Source organism: Bradyrhizobium sp. UFLA05-109 (genome assembly GCF_054185165.1).
This window is the reverse complement of record NZ_JBBIAR010000010.1, coordinates 48285-67720: the sequence shown is the minus strand read 5'-3', so window position 1 is coordinate 67720 and position 19436 is coordinate 48285. Positions and strand designations below refer to the sequence as shown.

Genomic DNA, 19436 nt, shown 5'->3' with positions numbered 1-19436 from the left:
GCAGTGACCTGAATCACATCCCTCACCAGGGCATTCGATTTCTCTTTCGTGGTTTCGCGCCTGGCGTTGTTCGCCGCGCCATTTCGTTGCCCCGTACATCGCTCTGGTGCGCCCGGACATCTGAACCGCAGCCATGCCATTTCGATGATGATCGAGAAGTAGCAATGGAAGTGCTGGCACGTTTTCCGTATTTCCGAGGGGATGGCCTGCCTGGCCCGGAAGCTCCGGACTACGGGCTCGGCCGGTTAGGCTTTCCCCAAACACCGGCGGCCCGTGTGGCGCGCGGCGATGGACGGCCGAGTCTGGCAAGGCGGTAAGTACGCCCGGGTGGCCAAGCGTGCGGCCCGGCAGAGTCGTCGGAACCAAGCGGATCGAAGGGTTTCGGCGCGATAGACGAACATCCCCATTCGGCTAGTGCGGTTCCTAGGTACCAGCACTATCGGGTGAAGCCACGGTCCGGACAGGCCCTATGCGGCTGCCGATCTTCCTTATCGGCCCCGCGCATCACGATCTTGAGCGCATCGTCTGGCAGAGGTCGCTGCAACGCCTTTGCCTCATCCCAAGGCGCCCGCATCCAGACCTCTCGCTCCTCGTCAGTCGTCAGGATCACGGGCATGGCCTTCGGATGGATCGGCTCGACCATGGCGTTTGGCGCGGTCGTCAGGATGCCGTAGACCAGATGCGGCCTCGGGATCGGCTTGGACTTGGGGCCTCGGTCACCCTTGAACTCGGCCCAGATGCCCGCGAACGCGAACAACGGGCGGTCCTCATTCAGCGAGAACCAAACCACGTCCTTTTTCTTCGTCTCAGGGTTCGGCTCCGGCGCGTATTCGGCAAAGCTGTTGGCCGGGACCAAGCAACGATTCTCGGGCTTCAGCCATCCCCGCCAATGCGGCGATGACGCGTTGCGGATGTTGGAAATGGGCGGCCCGCCGGTGCGCGGTGGTTGCGGCATGCCCCACCGCATCAGAACCATCTCGCGCTCGTCCGCAGCGTTGCGGACGACCGGCGCCGGGTAGTCTGGGAAGACGCCGGGCATCGGCCGCTAGGTTGCCGACGTAGCGGTTGATCACGCGGAAAAGAGCCCGGATTGCCTCTTGGTTGGTCGTGACCGAATAGAGATTGCACATGGAACCGATCTATTAGGGACGGGCGGGCCGGCATTCTGCAGCGAAATGCACCGATGGCAGGTACCCGCCAATAATTGGCTAACTCCTTTTTGCGTATAGTCTTTTTGATCACAATCGCTCTAAATTCCAATATTCAACCGAAGGTGGTTATTTGGGAGGTCTGTTGAAACGCTCCCCCTCAATAGTGACGAATGCGTTAGCCCGCGGCGATGTCTATCTTGTGCTTGAGGACTTTGGCGGCGGGCTTGGCCGCGCCTGGTGCGAGACAGCCGAAGAGGACACCGGTCGTGCGACGCTTCTGCGGCACCTGACAGAAGGCCAGTACGAACATCCTGTTCGCATCATTGTCTTCAACACGACACAGGGATGGTCGCGCGATGTAACTGCGGAAATCGCTGACGAGCTTCGCCGTCGTTTGCTCGAGCTAGGCGACGTGACTCCCTCCCTGCTGGATTTTGTTGAGAGGGCAATGCGGCACTGAAGCATGCCTGCACCAAAATCCGCCGCGAAAGCGTGCCCGCCAACGATGAAACTCATTTCCACATCCACTATGGACGGTGGTCTCGCGCCGCTCCGACCCGCGATGGATTGATAATTTGCCAGCCGCCGATCGCGGCGCTTTGATTGTGGCACGCCGCTCTCACCCGCCGCTCATCGCGAGACGTGGCTCATCTACTTTGGTGATGCCCGGGTTGGTGTCATAGGGCGCCGCGCCGGGGTCCCTAACTCCGCCCCGCAGTGGGGTTGGTCTTGCGGCTTCTATCCTGGCACTGATCCCGGCGAGCACCGCAGCGGCATGGCCGAGACGATTGATGAAGCTCGCGTCGATTTCCAAGCCCCTTGGCAGGATCTGGCAGACACGCGCACGGAGGCGGACTTCGAGGCTGGGCGTCGCCAGCGCGACTCGACGGCATGGAAAGGCCGGATGCATGACCTGGCGCTTCCGCTGCCGACGCAGCGGCTAGAGGGGATTGCCCGCTGCTTCTGCGGCGAGATAATCATGATCCCCACCTTGCTCGATCACGTCCGAATCACCCACCATCTAACGACCTCATGAAGCTCACAGCCGAACGTGCTTTCGCCAACCCGGAAGCTGCCGCCCGCAAGCTGGTGGAGATCGCCAGTAGCATCGAGCCTGTGCAGGACGGCCGCATCCACATTGAGAAGATCAACGCGCCATTCCTCTACACGCTGAAGGCCAGCGGCGCCGAGTTTGGTGCGGGCGTCAAGTATGCGGTGGACCGCGGCTGGCTGGAGCTGCACGAGAGCGGGACCTATGTGCAGCTGCTCAAGGCCTAAAGCTGCAGGCCAGGTTTTGAAGTAGGTGGCAGAGCCATCCGGCCAGGAACCAGGCCGCGTACCTATAAACCCGTTGGCATGAGGCGATGAAGGCAACGTCCGCTTTGTCCCGTTAGCGGTCAAGCTCGCGCGGCGGTGCAATATGTCGCGAAGGGCCAGGTGCAGACATCAATAAACGCGCGCAACAGTTCTGCGAGCAGTCCGCTAATGACGCCAAAACGTGCAAAACTAACGGGCACTACTATTCCCCCAACCTGTGCGGTCGGGCGTTAGGTGCCCTGGGACGAAGATGTAATTGGGCCACGCATTATCGAATCTTGGCGAAGGCCTCGACCTGCAGCAGAAAATCCGGGCTCTCCAATTGCGGCACGGGGACCGTCGTACTCTTCGGCGAAGGCGCGCCGAAATAGCGCTGGCGCAAATCTGCGTATTTCTCGAATTCGACGGGCTGTGTGACGTGGCTGACCGCAAAAATAATGTCCTTGACCGTCGCGCCGCCGCCATTGAGGCAAGCACCGACGTTCTTGCCAACTTGTTCGATCTGTGCCTGCAGATCACCTTTGCCCACAACATTGCCGGCCCCATCGCGCGGGACCTGGCCGCCCACGAGGACCAAATAGCCACCGTCGCGCATCGCGACCTTTGTTGTGGGCGGAGAAGCGGCGCACGGCGGCCCGACGATCTCCGGTGCCGGCAAATCTTTGACGACCTCCCAATCTTGCTCGGCTTGGCGGATATGCTCTTTCGCGCTTTCGCGCCATACCTGCATCCAATAGCGGTTGCGCGTCAAATAGAGCTTACCATCGACGATGGCCCAAGCTTCGGGATCAACTGTATCCTTGTGCGCCGCCTCGCCGTCCGAAATTCCCATGGCACAGTAGCCATCGTATTGCGGTGCGTAGTGATTCGGATCTCGCGCAAAGAGATTGCGGTGCTCGCCGCTGACAAAGTGCCAGCGCAATCTGTGCCACGAATACTCGAACTCGGGCTTGCCTTGAACGGGTTTTCCGTCAGTAAAATACGCGACTGGGTCGTAGCCGCTAATCGAGAGCCTCGGTTCATCCGCGCACGCTGTGCGGGCGACGAAAGCCGCGAACAGAAGCCCGACCAGCTTTGTGCTCCACTTCAGTCCAAAATAAGAAGCCGTCTGCACGTCTTCCTCCGGACCACCCTCGGCCACAACTCGTTTTCGTGGCTATGCGGAACCCAAGCTGATATACTGCTCTCCGTTTGCGGCTAGGTCAACGGCTTGCCTTTTTCCCCGAGGACCGATGGCCAAGATCCTGGAACTCGGTGGTCGGAATCGGAAACTCGCCGCCATTCTGCATGCGGATGTGGCCGGTTTCAGCCGCCTGATGGGCTTGGACGAAGCGGGCACGCATCGAGTGCTCGGAGAGCTTCGCCGCGCTGTCGATCCGCTGATCACCTCCTACGGCGGACGGATCGTCGGCACCGCGGGGGACAGTCTCCTTGCGGATTTTTCGAGTGTCGTTGAAGCGCTAAATTGCGCCGTCGAGATTCAACTAGCGTCTCGGGCCATCAACGACCCCATCCCACCCGACCGGCGTCTCGAGCTCCGGATCGGTGTCAATCTCGGCGACGTGATCGTCGATGGCGGCGACATCTTCGGCGATGGCGTCAACATCGCCGCTCGCCTCCAGGCTCTCGCCCGGCCTGGCACCATTTGCATCTCACACACCGTTTACGAGCAGGTCAGGAATAAGCTTGCTCTCGATTACCATCCGCTCGGCAGCCATCGCGTCAAGAATATCGCCGAGCCGGTTCGCGCTTACGCGGTAGGCGTGTCTGCCGTCCCAGGTCGGATAGGAAAACAGCGGAGACTGTTGGCCGCGGCAGCTGCGGCCTGCGCACTCTTTGCAGCAAGCTTTGTTGCATGGACGCTTTACACGGGTGCGGGCCGAGATCTGCTCGGGTTGGCCGCGCCCAAGCCGGTCGAAGTCGCTGGCCTTGCTGCGCCGCATCGTCTCGCCGGACGCCCTTCGGTTGCGGTGCTGCCCTTCAAGAATCTATCGACCGACGCGGGCCAGGATTTCTTTAGCGCGGGGATTACGGAGGACGTGATCACCGCGCTCGGTCACTTCTCTAACCTGCTCGTCGTCTCCAAATCCGCGAGTTTTCAATTGAAGGACCGAAACCTGTCGCCCGCCGAAATCGGGCGCCTGCTCGACGTTCGCTACCTCCTTGAAGGCAGCGTTCGCCGCGCTGGCGATCGTCTTCGCGTCAACGTCGCGCTGTCGGAGGCTCCGACAGGGCGAAACGTCTGGTCCGAAGCGTATGACGCCGAGATTAAGGACATCTTTGCTGTGCAGGAGGACATTGCCCAGCGCGTGGTCGGCGCGGCTGCAGTGAAGCTCACCCGCTTCGAGCGGGACCGCGCTCTCGCCAAGCCCACCGAGAGCCTGGCCGCCTATGAATATGTCCTGCGCGGGCGCGAGCACTTTTCGCGCGCGACCCGTGACAGCAACGATGAGGCGCAGGACATGTTCCAGCGCGCCATCGATCTCGACCCGAGCTACGCCGCTGCTTACGCAGAACTTGGTTTGACGCTTATCGAGGCGATGGCGTCGGGATGGACAGAATTTGTCGCCGAGGACCTCGCTCGTGCCGAAACGCTGGCACAGAAAGCCCTGTTGCTGGACTCCGCATCGACCACCGCCTACCGCCTGCTCGCCGAGGTACATTTGGCGAGGCGGCGTTTTGACCTCGCCCTAGGACAGATCGATCGTGCCCTCGAGATCAATCCGAGTGATGCCGAGAGCTTTTCGATGCGGGGTAACATTCTGGTGTGGGCAGGCAGCGCCGCAGAGGCTTTGCCCTGGCTCGAAGGCGCCCTTCGCCTTGATAACGCAAATGCCAGAGCGACCTTTCTTCTCGGTACGGCCTATTATTTCCTCGACCGGTACAGCGCGTCCGTCGAAGCCTTGGACCGTGCCCTTGCCGGAAGTCTCGGACGTAACACCCAGGTAACTGGACGGTCTGTTTTGGCGGCTGCCTACGCAAAGTTGGATAGACGACCGGACGCCGAACGAGAGCGGAGCGCGGCGATGCATATGGCGCCGTTTCTAGACGCTGAGCGGTTCGCCTCGCAATTCGGTACGCAGGCAGCACACGACCATATGCTGGAGGGGCTGAAAAAGGCCGGATTTCATTGAAATCGCCGCATCTGAGAAAATCATTCGATACAGCTCTGAGAGCAGGATCTTTGCTTCCTTGCCATTGGCCGATCCCTCGCTAAACCAAGCCGGGGCAATACCGAGCTACAGCGAGCCCGTCGTTCGACAAACCCATAGAGCCGTTCCAGAATGCTCGTTGCGCGCAGCAAGGGCGGTCCGCCAGCATCAACCGGAGCAATGCCATGACAGATCAGTGGAGCACCGATCGTCGCGACTTCATGCGTGCAACTACCCTTGCAGCCGTGGGGGCTGCGTCATCGGTCATGGCTTCAAATGTTGCGGCACAAACCGCCGCCACCAAGCTGCCGGGAGGAACGGTCTACACCGGCAGTACTGTGGACGGAAAACCGGTAATCAGCGCGCTCGGTATCGCCGACCTCGAGGCGGGAAAGGTTCATCGGCTCTTTTTCCGCGGCGTCGAAAGTCCATCAGGCCAGCCGTGGCTTGTATCTGTCACCGTCATGCGCGGAACGAGCCCAGGCAAACGGATCACTCTCACGAGCGGCGTCCACGGCGATGAAATGAGCTCGATTTATGCGGTGCAAGCCATCATCAACGGCCTCGACCCTGCCTCCATGAGCGGCGCCGTCATGGCGATATTCGATATCTCGCGCCCGGCGATAGAAAGTATGAACCGACGCTGGCCAAATTCCGGCCGCGGCGCGGACCTGGTCGATATGAACCGAGTTTGGCCTGGCGACGAGAACGCCCCGAGCGCGCCGGCGCGGCATGCGGGTCTCCTGTTCAATCACCTGATCCGTCCGAACTCAGACTACGTTCTTGATTTCCATACCGGCGCGACCGGCCTCGATGCCGCCGACTTCCACCTGGCGAAAATGGACGTCCCGGAGATCAAGGCCATGGCGGAACTCTTCCCGATCTCCCAGATCTTTGACAACCCCGGCTATCCTGGGCTTCTCTCGGACGCGCTGTTCAAGGTGGGCATTCCGGCGTTCACGCCGGAGATAGGCAGTGGCCGAAGACTCGACCTGGCAATGATCCCTCGCTTCGTGGAGGGCACGATGAACGTGCTCAGGCTGCACGGTATCATCAAGAGCCCTATGGGACGCACGGGGCGCGATACAAATGTCTTCGTAGGCAATGGTCTCACGCCTGTTGTTGCGACCTCGGGCGGAATTGTCGAGCATCTGACGAAGCTGACAGACAACGTGAAATCGGGCCAAAAAATTGCGATCCAGCGCAACATGTTCGGTGAGGTCGTCGCGGAATATACAAGCCCGATCGATGGTCAGATCGGCGGACTTCGCAGCGACGCCACTTCAGAGCCCGGAAATGTGCTTGCTTTCATTCTCTTCAACCGTCCGACTTCGGGCGGGGTTGAATTATACCCGGAGTAGGCGCGACTATCTGGAATTGGCCGTGGCGCGGCCCGCGGTTTGTCGGACGGACATCCATTCCACTTTGACAAGCAGCGCATCCAACGGAAACTTGGCTTCGATCGCGCCGTCGAAGATGCGAGGCCCAGCATTTTCGAAGTCGACAGTGCTGCACGTGAAGCCTTGGTGGTCGACATTCCTGGCGCCAATCCGCAACCGACGAGAAGCGTGTCGCGAATGATATGGCGACGTGGCCGCCAATCGTCGCGCGAGGTGAGGAGCTGAAGTCAGAACAGCGTGCCCTTTATGGCTAGCTCCAGACCAAGCTGCCGTAGCTGCTCATCCCCGCGAAGTCGTGCTATCTGTAGCTTGCCACCGTAGCTACTCGCGCGCGCTCTCGACGAGCGGCCCGAATTGTGACGAAACTCGCGGAAGTCACCAGAAGTCGTGGCGCCTCGGGCCCATGCTAGGCCAGCTAGGCCCCGAGTGCTCCGCGGTGCTCTTCCGAAAACACGTGCGCATAAAGATTCGCGATCCACTGCTTGCCTTCCTGTGTGACCCTCAGGTACCTAAGTGCATCGCCGATATAGGGACGGACAGCCTTCCAAAAGAACGACGGATACGCTGCCCGTAGATCGTCTGAACTTTGATAGCCGAGTTTTTCACTAACGCCTGTTTCGCGAAATTCCGCAAACAATGCCGACGTTTTGCGGAGATAGTTAATGTCGGCTAGTTGTCCGATCAAATCCGCCGCTCGAAGCAAGCCGGGATAGTCTGCCGTACTGGCATGCTGTTCGTGTTCGGGCAGGGGAAATCTCGTGTGCTCAATATTGGCTTGGATCTCGAGCGTATCGATATGTGTCAAGCTTGCTTTCCCGAAGCGCTCACTGACAAAGAGTTTCGATCGTGACACGTGGTAGGGAGTCATAGATGCATCGGTTGCTCCCGGGGGAATATGCACGAGATCACCTTTTTCGTTGCAGACATATTTCCCCTCCTGATCGCCTCGGCATACCCCCCGTACATAGCCAATGTCGTGGCAAAGAAGTGAAATAACAAAGTGGAGCCAATCGTGTGGCGTAACGCCGCCCTCCTTGGTATGCTTCCCGCGCAAGATCTCTTGGCCCACAAGCGTTACCATTATGGTGTGGTTCATATCGTGGTAGGCTGCATCGCTGTCGGCGATGTTTTCTAGAGCGAGGCGCCCCACGAATGCAATGATGTCCGGATAGGCCGGCTCAAGGACGCCATAGCTTTGAACGTATGCCTCCCGAAGCTGCTCGATAAATGCCTCGATGACAATTTGTGTGGGATTGAACATGGTCGCCTCCCCCTAATGAGTGGATGCTATTCCCGTTCGAGCCCGCCGTCACGAGCACGCATCTCGTTGCCACCTTCCGTATCCTTGCCGACTGTGGCCTGAGAGGGGGATCAATCGCGGCATGCGCGAAACCAGGGAGATATTGGCTCGGAGCGCCGCGCAGACCCAGCGGTATGCCGCTATTGGCCAATCGCGTTATTTCGTTGTGAGGCGGGATTTGTTCGCTATCGGGGCCTAGCAGACCATACCCTGACTCGCTGCTCGCTCAGGCGGGTCGCGAATGACCTTGGCTGTGTGAAAACGCGAAGGATCGAAACACGGCTAGAATTACATTCTGCAGTTCGTCATCTAAGTTGAAATCGCTTGCGAGCTTGAACGCTAGAGCGGTCTCGGACGAATAACTTGTTCTATCGGGCTCAAGCGGAGCGGACATGCCTCGCCTTGCGGCAGCGACTTTTGATCCGGTGCGGAACGGTTGGAACTGCTGTGACGGCGCAGTTGATGCGCGATCTGGCACAAACCGCACCTCACACGATTGCGACACCACGCCATTCCAACAATTTCAGCGTTAGCCCGGAGTCTATCGTCGAAAAGTACAAGGTCTCGATTGCGTTCCCAACAAGCCTAGGGTCTGACGAGATTTGTCGGCTGTCTTGGCAGATTGGCAAGCTGCCCTGCAGCGGGCCCTTTGGCTTCGCCCCTTGTCTTATGAGCGTCACTTGGGAGATATTGCGCCATCTCACGCAACACGTCGATGGTCTGCAGCGTGACCTCCGCCTGCCGGGACGGGATCGTGATCCCGGCCTCCTGGAAGGCTTCCAGGATGGCGATCCTTAGATCAGCGGCCACGTTGCCCACCGCGCTAAGATCGACAAAGGCGTAGAGTTTGAAGGTGAGGCCGTCTACCCCAAAATCTTCAAAATCGAAGGACGGTGCAGGCAGTGTCAGGACACTGGGATGGTTCTGCGCGACCTTGAGCAGAATCGATTTGACCGCCCGCGGATCAGAGCCATTCGCGACCCTAACCGGGATCGCGATGCGACGCTTGTTGTCGCGTAAAGTCCAGTTCTTTACCTTCTCCGTGATGAAGTAGGAGTTCGGAATCACAACGCTCGCTCGCTCAAACGTCTCGACCTCGGTCGAACGAACGCTGATCTTGCGAACATAACCTTCTTCGCCTCCGACGACGACCAAGTCACCAACCTTGATGGGGCGCTCAGCCAGAAGGATCAGCCCTGACACGAAATTGTTGACGATGCTTTGCAGACCGAAGCCGATTCCAACGGAGAATGCGCCGGCCAGGATCGCGAGACTGGACAGGTCGAAGCCTGCGTAAGAGAAGGCCGCAAGCGTTGCGATGACAACGCCGCCGTATCCCACTCCAACACGAATCGAATCGCGGAGGCCGCCCGAAATGCCCGCCGCCTTGAGGACCCGCTCATCGAGCCACCCCTGGAAAAGTCGGGCAGCGCCATAGGCGAGCCCGAACACGATCATCGACGCGAGGAGCACCGCAACGGATACGTGGGTGTTGCCAACCCGGAAACCGAAGAAGAGCTGCGTGTACCAGTCGTAGACTTCCGGCCAACTATAACCCCACTGGAGCAAAATGAGGGGCACGGACAGTATGATCACAATAGCCTTGAGGAGCAGGCCGATCGGCAGAACTAGCCGCTCGTGCCGCCGGTGTTGCTCACCAAAGCTTTCCTTGAGCCAGCGGCCTGTCGCTGCGCGGTCGTCGCCCAAGCCCTGCATCAGTCCATCGACCCACAGCAGCAGCAGGTAGGCAAACGCCATAATGGAGCCGGTCACGACCAATTGTTGCGCGAGAAACCGAGCAAGCGCCAGGTACCCGGCAAGCGCAGATATGACAATCGCAGTGACTGCAATCCAAACAGGAACCCGCAGCATGCCGAGCAGCCGCGGAGAGAGGGTTCGGTCCTGGTGCTGCGCCTCCAGCGGCGTAAGAAGGATGGCAACGATGATTCCAGCCACAAGCAGGCTCGAGGGAAGTGCGACCGCGACCGTCAGCGCAAAGGGGGCCTGCACGACGCGGGTGACCATGTAGAGCAACGTGGTCACGCCGTACACGATTGCGAGCGCCACAAGGAGCCCGCAAATCCGACGTGCTGTGCGATCTGAGACGGGGATCAACCGCCAATGCGACACCCTCGGTGCGAACGCGCTGATGACAAGCACGCTGACTGCGAGAACGGTGATGATTGATTGCGCAGTCGAGTACAGCAGCCAATCGACGCGTTTAGGCAATTCATGCATGTCGGCGACGAGCCCGTAGAGGAAAGCGATCGGCACCACGGCCGGCAATATCCACAGCAAGGCGATGGCGCCGGCGACCGCAGCGCGCCGCCAGAAAGGCTGATCGTCGTCCTCGGACGGCCGGCGGCGCAACCGCCAGGTTCCGAAGGAGGCGGCAATGGTGAGTCCGACCAGGAGCAGTCCGGCTTCGAAAACGACGAGCAACACCTCGTCCTGATCGCCGAGACTGCGCCACCAGCCGGTCATGATGCCGCGAACGCGGTATGTGGCTAATGGGACATAGTCCGGCACTCTCGACCAGGTCTCAGACGAGTAGATGCCAGGGACCGGCTGCAACAGGCGCGTCGCGAAATTCTTTCGACGGATGTCCTGGATGGTATCGATGAGCTTGTCGATGCGCAGGTTGGCGGAGTCGATCTCTTTCTGGCCTCCAGTCAACACTCCGAGGTAGTAGGTCCGGTCAGCTCGAATTCGTGCTACGTCGTCCGGCTCGGTTGGTTGACCGGTGGCCGGTGCCGGTCCGAGCAGGCCCAATTGGTCCCTGGCGGCCGCGAGTGCAGGTTCAAGATGCGTGCGGAAGCTCCCAATCTCGCCGCGAACGCGCTGGAGCTTGTCACGGAAGTCGTTCAGTTCCGAATAGCGCAAGCCCGGCTTTTGCAGGTCGCTCTCCAGGCCCGAAAGCTCCTGTTGCCAGCCCGTGATCTGCTTCTCGATGTCAACGCCGACACTTTTGTTGGCACGTGCGACGATCTCGGCCGTATTGAGCGGAGCGGCAGGCGGTTTTGCTGGTTGCGCGGTGGCTTGCGCATCCGACGGAGAACCGGCGTGCGAAGCCACATCTGGATTAGGCGATGTCGGCGCCTGTGCGGTCTGAGCCTGAGCGCCGGCTACCAGCAGGAAAAAGAGGCTCAATGCCCACGCTACGAACCACAGTCGGTGGATCATCGGCTGCTCTCTCATATCCGATGGTTACTCCTCGATCCTGATGGCAATTCTGCTCAGCCGTCTCCGAAAACTTGATGGCCAGACAATGGCTCAAATGTGCGATTCCGTGTTCAGCCACAGTGTTGCGTAATATCGATTGAGCCCGGCGGGGCCTGTTCCTTTCCAAACTGGAATGGCACCGATAAACAGCCTCCTGACAATTGTGCAATTCAACTGCCGGCGGGGGCCTGCGATGATCTGGAGGTGCTGGCACGCACCGCGCTCGAGCGACAGGCGTGGTGGATTCGTGCGCTCACTCGTATCCGTGATGTGGTGATGGCGACAGTCGCCGTCAAATCGTCGCGCGCCGTCGGTCTTGCCGCCGCGGCGCGTGGGCCGGTTGTCGGCTTCTTCCCGGTGCTGTCAAAGAGCGCGACGGAGTTGGTAGTGGGCGCGGACGACTGACATCTCGACTTCCGCGTCACCATCCAACTTCGCGCCGATGCAGCAAATGGGCGCGAACTGGTCGCGGGTACCGTGGTGCATTGCCACAACCGACTGGGGCGTACCTATCTTACGACGATAGCACCGTTTCATCACGTGATTGTGCGGGCTAGTTTAGAACAGGCGGCAAGAGCAATGAAGATTTAAGCATGCTTTGGTGGTCGCGACTGGCTGTAGTTGGCCATTAGGCGCCTGCGGCCCGGAGCGCTGCCACTGGGGAACGGACCTAACCAATTCATTCGCGCGGGCCGCCAAGTCGTAGTTTGTAACCTTGTGGAGTTTAGTCTTGTTTCAAGTTCGAGCGCATCTACCGGTGGCATCACTATCTCGTGGAAGTAGCTGACATCATAGCACTCGTGCTCAAACTTGTCGGCCGAGTTCATCACCAGGTGTCCACACACGGCCGTTTGCGGCCGTTGCGTTGCCGCGGCGGTGGCGCCGAGCGCAAGCCCTTGATGATCCAGTCGCGCGTCTCGATCGGGTCGATCACCTGATCGATCTCGAGCACTGAGGCAATGTTGATCGCCTTGCCAGTCTCGTAGAACTTCGCGACCATGTCGCGGAAGAATTTGTCGCGCGCCACCGGGTCAGCGATCGCCTCCATCTCCTTGCGGTAGCCGAGCCGCACGGCGCCTTCGAATCCCATGCCGCCGAACTCACCGGTCGGCCAGGAGATGGTGAAGGTCTGGGCGTGGAAGCCGCCGCCGGCCATCGCCTGGGCGCCGAGGCCGTAGCCCTTGCGCAGCACCACGGTGAAATAAGGCACCGTGATACTCGCCGCGGTGACGAACATCCGGGAGACATGGCGCACCAGTGCGGTCTTTTCCGCCTCCGGGCCGACCATGAAGCCCGGCGTATCGCAGAGCGACAGGATCGGGATGTCGAAGGCGTCGCACAGCTGCATGAAGCGCGCCGCCTTGTCGCCAGCGGCGGCATCGATCGCCCCGCCAAGATGTTTTGGATTGTTGGCGAGCAGGCCGAATGGCTGGCCCTCAATGCGCACGAACGCGGTTACGATGCCGATGCCGAACTCCGGCCGCAGCTCCAGCACCGAGCCTTCGTCCGCCAGCGTGTCGATCACGGTGCGGATGTCGTAGACCCGCAGCCGATTCTCCGGAATAGCCCGCCTCAACAGCCGCTGATCCGGCGCCGTCCACCCCCTGATCGGTCCCTGGAAATAGGAGAGATATTTCCTGGCGGCCTCGATCGCTTCCTGCTCGTCCTCGATCAGAATGTCGATCACGCCATTCGGTACCTGGAAGCCGACGGGGCCGACTTCCTCCGGCTTGTACACCCCGAGGCCGCCGCCCTCGATCATCGCCGGGCCGCCCATGCCAAGCGTCGTATCCTTGGTGGCGATGATGATGTCACAGCAGCCGAGCAGCGCGGCATTGCCGGCGAAGCAGCGGCCGGAAACCACACCGATCAGCGGCACGAGGCCGCTCAGCCGTGCGAATTGGCCGAAGGTCGGCACGTCGAGACCAGTCACGCCGAGCCGCTCGGTGTCTCCGGGCCGGCCGCCACCGCCCTCCGCGAGCAGCACCACCGGCGTGCGCAGCTCCTCGGCGAGCTTGAACATGCGGTCCTGCTTCTTGTGGTTGCGCTGGCCCTGGGTGCCGGCGAGCACGGTGTAGTCGTAGGCGACAACCATGCAGCGCGCGCGATCAGCATCAAAGTGCCGGCCATTGACGGTGGCGAGCCCGGAGACCACACCGTCCGCCGGAGTGTTGCGGATCAAGTCATCGTGCGTGCGGCGGGCGCGTTGCGCCGCCAGTGCCAGCGAGCCGTACTCGATGAAGCTGTCCTCGTCGACCAGCGCGGCGATGTTCTCCCGCGTCGTGCGCTGGTTGGTCTTGCGACGGCGCGCCACCGCATCGGGGCGGTTCTCGTCCCGCGTAAACGCCTGGCGAGCCAGCATCTCGGCGAGATCGGGACGGATGGCATCGAGATCGGCGAGATCGTCGTCGGCCTCCACCGCGCCGTCGATCTCCGCCGGCTCGATGAACACGATCGGTTCGTCCTTGGCGAGCGTATCACCGACCTTCGCAGCGACCAGGCGAACCACGCCGCCCTCCTCGGCCGCGACCAGATGCTCCATTTTCATCGCTTCGAGCACCGCGATCTGCTGACCGGGCCGCACGATCTCGCCATCTGCGACCGCAATGGCGACGACTGTGCCCTGTAGTGGCGCGGCAATGTCGACCGAACCGGCGGGCGCCGCGACCTTGGCCGCGCATGCTTGCGCAGCTTGAGCCGCTTCGCCGGAGCCGGCGAAGAACCGGTGCGGATGCGCCGCCGCGGCGGCGTCCACCAGCTCGGCTGCGTGGGTCTCGACGAAACGTGTATTGACGCGATTGGCGATAAACGCCTTGTTCGCGAGCAGCGCCTGCAGAAAAGCAAGATTGGTGGCCACGCCCTCGATCCGCACCTCGCACGCGGCCCGATAGGCTCGCGCCGCTGCCGTGGCGAAATCCGGCGCGGTCGAATGCACGACCAACTTCGCCAGCAGCGAGTCGAACGAGGTGCCGGTGCGGTAGCCGGTGTAGCCGAAGCTGTCGACACGCACGCCCGGGCCGGACGTCATGTCGAATGCGGTCAGCGTGCCGCTGGCCGGCTGGGTATTTCCATTGTGGTCCATGGTCTCCATGTTGATGCGCAGCTGTATGGCGTAGCCGCGCGGCGCCGGAATCACCGGCTGGTTCAGGCCGAGCGCCGCCAGCGTGGCACCGGCGGCGATGCGCAGCTGGGTGGTAACGAGGTCGACGCCCGTCACCTCCTCGGTCACCGTGTGTTCGACCTGCAGGCGCGGATTGGCCTCAATGAAGGCGAAGAACCCGCCCTCCTCCGGATCGCCGGCATCGACCAGAAACTCGAACGTGCCGAGATTGTCATAGGAGGCAGCGGATGCGAGCTTCAGCGCCGCATCGGTGATGCGGGCGCGCTGCTCCGGCGACAACGAAGGGCTCGGCGCGATCTCGATCAGTTTCTGGTTGCGGCGCTGGATGGTGCATTCGCGCTCCCAGAGATGGCAGACCGCACCGCTGCGGTCGCCGATCACCTGCACCTCGATATGGCGTGCGTCCTCGACGAGCCGCTCGACATAGACCGCGTCGTCGCCGAACGCCGCCTTCGCTTCCGAGCGGCAGCGCGCATAGGCCTCCGCCACACCGGCGGCCTGGCGCACTGCACGCATGCCACGGCCACCTCCGCCGGACACCGCCTTGATCATCATCGCTCCGCCGCCGAGGCTGTCGAAGAATGCTACCGCCTCGTCGAGGCTGGTCGACCCGACTGTACCCTCGATCACCGGCACGCCGGCTTTGATCGCGAGCTTGCGTGCAGCGACCTTGTCGCCGAACAGCTCCAGCGCCGCCGGCGAGGGACCGACGAAGGTGATGCCAGCCTCTGCGGCCCGCCGCGCGAAAGTCGCGTTCTCGCTGAGGAAGCCATAGCCGGGATGGACTGCATCACAGCCGGTGTCCCGGGCGATCGCGATTACACGGTTGATATCGAGATACGCAGCTGCGCCGGCCCGCCCCAGTGGCTGCGCCTCGTCCGCCTTGCGCACATGCAGCGACAGCGCATCGTCGGCGGAATAGACCGCAACCGTGGCAATGCCGAGATCGGCCGCCGCGCGGGCGATGCGGATAGCGATTTCGCCGCGATTGGCGATGAGGAGTTTCTTGAACACACGTTCACGCATTGAGCAACGAACCCAATTCCTGCTTCTTGACCTTGCCCGTCGCCGTCATCGGCAGCGACTCGACGATCCGCACTTCCGGCACTTTGAACACCGCCATTCGCTCCCGGCACCAGTCCTCGATCGCCTTGGCGGTGACGCCGGCAGCTTCCTCGGGTTTCAGGAGAACGAAGGCGACCGGCACCTGGCCGCGCTCCTCGTCCGGCCGAGGCACCACGCCGGAGCCGGCCACCGCTGGATGCTGGCCGAGCAGTGCCTCCAGCTCGCCCGGAAACACGCTCATCCCCTTCACCTTGATCATCTCCTTGCGACGGCCGAGGTAATGCAGATAGCCGTCCTCATCGATGAGGCCGATGTCGCCGGAGTGCAGCCAGCCATTGCGCAGCGTCTCGGCGGTCGCTTCGGGTTTGTTCCAGTAGCCCTTCAGCAGCGATGGCGTGCGGCAGCAGATCTCGCCCTCCGCGCCGAGCGGCAGGATCGCCCCGGTCTCGAAATCACAGATCTTGAATTCGGTGCCGGGCACCGGCAGGCCGACAAAGGTCGGTCGCGACTTCAGGTCAAAATCATCGTCCTGCATGCCGGTGGTGAAACTGTCGGAGGTGTGGGTCTCGGTCATGCCCCAGGCGGATTCGGCGAGCACGGTGCCGACCTTCTCCTGCCAGCGGCGGCGGTAGTCGAGGTTGAGTTTCTTGACGAAGGAGACGACGCGCACATTGGTGAGCGAGCTCAGGTCGAACTCGCCAAAGCGCGGATGGTCCATCAGCTCCAGCGCGCCGTCGACCGGCATTGCCGTGCTGGTCACCTCGTAGCGATCGATTGCCGCCAGCACCGCAAGCGGATCCCAGCGCGTCAGCAACACCAGCGTGGTGCCGCTGAACACCGGGAAGATCAGGCACATGTTCTCGCCGGCGATCCAGAATTCCGGGAAGAAGCTGAGCGCGATCGAGCTCTCCAGCGGCGGCGCCAGCGAGGTGTTGGCCGCGACCGTATAGAGCATGTCGCGCTGGGTGTGGATGCAGCCCTTCGGCATGCCCGTAGTTCCACCGGTGTAGTTGAGGGCGGCGATGCCGTCGAGCGAGGTGCCGTCCGGAAAGGATGGCGCGGCGATGGCCGCGAGCGCCGGCATCATATCGATCGCGTCCGGACAATCGATCTTCGCGGCCCGTGCCATCGCCGGCGCGGGAATCGCGGGCTCGGCCGGCATCACGTCCGCGAAGCTGGTGACGATCAGCTTGCGCAGCTGCGTCTCAGGCAGCACGTTGCGCACCACCGGCATCAGCTGGTCGAGCGCCACGATCACCTCAGAGCCGCAGTCCCTGACCTGGTAGCCGAGCTCGAAGGCCTTCGAGAGCGGGCTGACCGGGCAATGCACGGCCCCGAGTTTGAGAATGCCGAAGAAAGCGATGTGGAACTGGGGGCAGTTTGGCAGGAACACCGAGACACGATCGCCCTTGCGCACGCCCTGCTGCGCCAGCAGCGTGGCGAAGAGGTCGCTCTGGCGATCGAGCTCGGCATAGGTCATCGCCGTGCCGTAGAAAATCACCGCCGCCTTGTCCGGGCGCAGCCGCCCCCAGGTCCGCAGGTACTCCGTCAGCGGCTTCTCGCCGTGCGGATAAACGATCTCGCGGGCGAGATCCTTCGGCCAGGCCTTGCGGTACAGAGCGCGCAAGTCTTCCAGGTATTTTTGTTCTTCGATCGGTTGTTGCTGGGACATGCTTGACCCCGTCAGGCTGGAGACAATGAGAGTGGCGGTATGACGTCGGCGTGGTGACAGGCGACCAGTTGGCCCGCTGCAAGCGCCCGGCCCGCGGGCACGTCGGCCGTGCAGATGTCGGTCGCGTAAGGACAGCGAGGGTGGAACTTGCATCCCGGCGGCGGCGCAACCGCGCTGCCGATTTCTCCACGGATGACGCCGGCGGGGGCGTGATGGTCGGGATCTGGTCTTGGCACCGAAGCAAGCAGCGCGCGCGTATAGGGATGGGATGGCTGCCCGAACACCGTGGACGTCGGCCCGCGCTCCGCCAGGCTGCCGAGGTACATCACACCGACGTGCGAGCTGAAGTGCTCGACCAACGCGAGGTCGTGGGCAACCACCAGGTAGGTCAGGCCGAACTCGTCCTGAATGTCGGCGAGCAGGTTCAGGATCTGCGCCCGGATCGAGACGTCGAGCGCCGAGATCGGTTCGTCGAGCACCATGAATGACGGCTTCAGCGCGAGCGCCCGCGCGATCGCAATACGCTGGCGCTGGCCGCCGGAGAATTCGTGCGGATAGAGGTCGGCTGCGGCCGCCGGCAGCCCGACCACGTCGAGCAGCTCAGCGACACGCTGGCGGCGGCTGGTGCGATCGCCAATGCCATGGGCCATCAGCGGCTCGGCGATGATGGTGCGCACGCGCAGCCGCGGGTTGAGCGAGGCATAGGGATCCTGGAACACGGCCTGAGCCTGGCGCCGGTAGCCCCGTAGCGCCGCCGACGACGCCGAACCGAGGACGACGCCGTCGAACAGGATGTCGCCTGAGGTCGGCTGCTCCAGGCCGAGTACCAGTTTGGTTAGCGTGGTCTTGCCGCACCCGGATTCGCCGACCAGCGCAAAAGTCTCGCCCCGGCCGATGCTGAAGCTCATGTTCTCGACCGCGCGCACGACGCCTCCGCCACGAACCGCAAACCGCTTGGTCAGGTTGCGCACCTCGAGCAGCGGCGTGCCCGCCCCGCCCATGTCGTCGAGCCTCGTCATGGCCGCGGCTCCGCCAGCCAGCAGGCGGCCTTGTGGCCGCGGGACACATCGAACGAGGGCGGATCGTCGTCGCACCGCTTCATCCGCTGCGGACAGCGCGCCGCGAACCGGCAGCCTTTCGGCGGATCGATCAGGCTCGGCGGCTGGCCGGGGATCGCCTCGAGCCGTCGCCGCCGCTGACCGAGGCGCGGGATCGAGTTGAGCAGGCCCTGCGTGTAGGGATGCGCCGGGTTGCGGAAGATCTCGCGGACATCGCCGCTCTCCACCACTCGCCCGGCGTACATCACTGCGATGCGGTGGCAGATGCCGGCGGCGACGCCGAGATCATGGGTGATGAGGATGATGCCGACCCCGCTCTCGCGCCGCAGCTCGCGGAACAGCTCCATCATCTGCACCTGGATGGTAACATCGAGGGCGCTGGTCGGCTCGTCGGCGATCAGAAGGCGAGGCGCGCAGGCGATGGCCATTGCGGTCACCACACGCTGGCGCATGCCGCCGGAGAATTGGTGCGGATAGTCGTCGAGGCGTTTCCCCGGCGAAGGAATCCTCACGCGGCCAAGTACTGCCTCGACCGCCTTGCGAATGGCGCCTCGTCCCTCGACGACATGGTGATAGCGGAACGGCGCGCCGACCTGATCGCCGATGGTGAACACCGGGTTGAGTGAGGTCAGCGGGTCCTGCGACACCATGGAGACGCGCCGGCCACGCCAGTTGCGCGCCATTTCGGCGTCGCTGAGCTTGACGAGATCGGTGCCGTCGAGCTCGATCGAGCCCGATACGATGCGGCCGCCCGGCTTCGGCAACAGCCGCAGCATCGACAGGCTGGTCATGGTTTTGCCCGAGCCGGATTCGCCGACCACGCCGAGCGTCTCACCTTCCCCGACCTCCAGGTCGACGCCGTCGACCGCACGGACGACACCACGCCTGAGGTGCAGGTAGGTCTTGAGATTCCGGACCTTGAGCAGCGGTGGCTTGATGACCGGATCAGGCGCCGGATCGATGGCAAGGGTCGTCATC

At 62.2% G+C, this 19436-nt stretch carries 12 protein-coding genes and 2 pseudogenes; 6 read left to right on the top strand and 8 right to left on the bottom strand.

Translation table 11 applies throughout. The features are described 5' to 3' along the window. Positions 1-436: 436 nt before the first annotated feature. A pseudogene (locus Q3C01_RS09365) lies at positions 437-1130 on the bottom strand (SOS response-associated peptidase). A 163-nt stretch (positions 1131-1293) separates the two neighbouring features. Between Q3C01_RS09365 and Q3C01_RS09360 the strand changes: the two are divergent. From Q3C01_RS09360 to Q3C01_RS09350, 3 genes are all read left to right on the top strand, one after another. Beyond that, positions 1294-1611, top strand: coding sequence for a hypothetical protein (locus Q3C01_RS09360; RefSeq protein WP_458145029.1), 318 nt, complete (start codon positions 1294-1296; stop codon positions 1609-1611). Positions 1612-1926: 315 nt separating this feature from the next. Then, complete coding sequence (locus Q3C01_RS09355) at positions 1927-2187, top strand: hypothetical protein (protein ID WP_458145028.1); 261 nt, start codon at positions 1927-1929, stop codon at positions 2185-2187. After that, entirely contained in the window at positions 2184-2429 is a 246-nt protein-coding gene (locus Q3C01_RS09350; protein ID WP_458145027.1) for a hypothetical protein, read from the top strand. Before Q3C01_RS09355 ends, Q3C01_RS09350 begins: the two co-directional genes overlap by 4 nt. Positions 2430-2736: 307 nt before the next feature. On the opposite strand, the gene Q3C01_RS09345 is transcribed toward Q3C01_RS09350, so the two are convergent. Then, positions 2737-3582 carry a YHS domain-containing (seleno)protein gene (locus tag Q3C01_RS09345; RefSeq protein WP_458145026.1) on the bottom strand — a complete coding sequence of 282 codons (846 nt, stop codon included), beginning with the start codon at positions 3580-3582 and terminating at the stop codon, positions 2737-2739. Positions 3583-3700: 118 nt separating this feature from the next. Here Q3C01_RS09345 and Q3C01_RS09340 point away from each other — a divergent pair, with 118 nt between their 5' ends. Then, complete coding sequence (locus Q3C01_RS09340) at positions 3701-5602, top strand: adenylate/guanylate cyclase domain-containing protein (protein ID WP_458145025.1); 1902 nt, start codon at positions 3701-3703, stop codon at positions 5600-5602. A gap of 203 nt (positions 5603-5805) precedes the next feature. Continuing rightward, entirely contained in the window at positions 5806-6981 is a 1176-nt protein-coding gene (locus tag Q3C01_RS09335; protein ID WP_458145024.1) for a M14 family metallopeptidase, read from the top strand. A 454-nt stretch (positions 6982-7435) separates the two neighbouring features. Here the strand turns inward: Q3C01_RS09335 and Q3C01_RS09330 are convergent, their stop codons facing one another. Together Q3C01_RS09330 and Q3C01_RS09325 are read right to left on the bottom strand one after the other, a co-directional pair. After that, positions 7436-8281, bottom strand: coding sequence for an Npun_R2479 family HD domain-containing metalloprotein (locus tag Q3C01_RS09330; protein ID WP_458145023.1), 846 nt, complete (start codon positions 8279-8281; stop codon positions 7436-7438). 624 nt (positions 8282-8905) lie between these two features. Then, the gene (locus Q3C01_RS09325) at positions 8906-11503 is read right to left on the bottom strand and encodes a mechanosensitive ion channel family protein (RefSeq protein WP_458145022.1); all 2598 of its coding nucleotides are present in this window, start codon (positions 11501-11503) and stop codon (positions 8906-8908) included. 96 nt (positions 11504-11599) lie between these two features. Between Q3C01_RS09325 and Q3C01_RS09320 the strand changes: the two are divergent. After that, positions 11600-12133, top strand: a pseudogene (locus Q3C01_RS09320) (DUF2867 domain-containing protein). 235 nt (positions 12134-12368) lie between these two features. On the opposite strand, the gene Q3C01_RS09315 reads toward Q3C01_RS09320, so the two are convergent. Genes Q3C01_RS09315 through Q3C01_RS09300 form a run of 4 tightly spaced genes read right to left on the bottom strand, consistent with a single transcriptional unit; the run spans position 12369 to position 19435 of the window. Next, the gene (locus Q3C01_RS09315; protein WP_458145021.1) at positions 12369-15689 is read right to left on the bottom strand and encodes a carboxyl transferase domain-containing protein; all 3321 of its coding nucleotides are present in this window, start codon (positions 15687-15689) and stop codon (positions 12369-12371) included. Beyond that, positions 15682-17400 carry an AMP-binding protein gene (locus tag Q3C01_RS09310; RefSeq protein WP_458145020.1) on the bottom strand — a complete coding sequence of 573 codons (1719 nt, stop codon included), beginning with the start codon at positions 17398-17400 and terminating at the stop codon, positions 15682-15684. The genes Q3C01_RS09315 and Q3C01_RS09310 overlap by 8 nt, the downstream gene beginning before the upstream one ends. An 11-nt stretch (positions 17401-17411) precedes the next feature. Continuing rightward, positions 17412-18419, bottom strand: coding sequence for an ABC transporter ATP-binding protein (locus Q3C01_RS09305; RefSeq protein WP_458145019.1), 1008 nt, complete (start codon positions 18417-18419; stop codon positions 17412-17414). Beyond that, positions 18416-19435, bottom strand: a complete 1020-nt coding sequence (locus Q3C01_RS09300; protein ID WP_458145018.1) for an ABC transporter ATP-binding protein — start codon at positions 19433-19435, stop codon at positions 18416-18418. The genes Q3C01_RS09305 and Q3C01_RS09300 overlap by 4 nt, the downstream gene beginning before the upstream one ends. Position 19436: the final 1 nt, after the last annotated feature.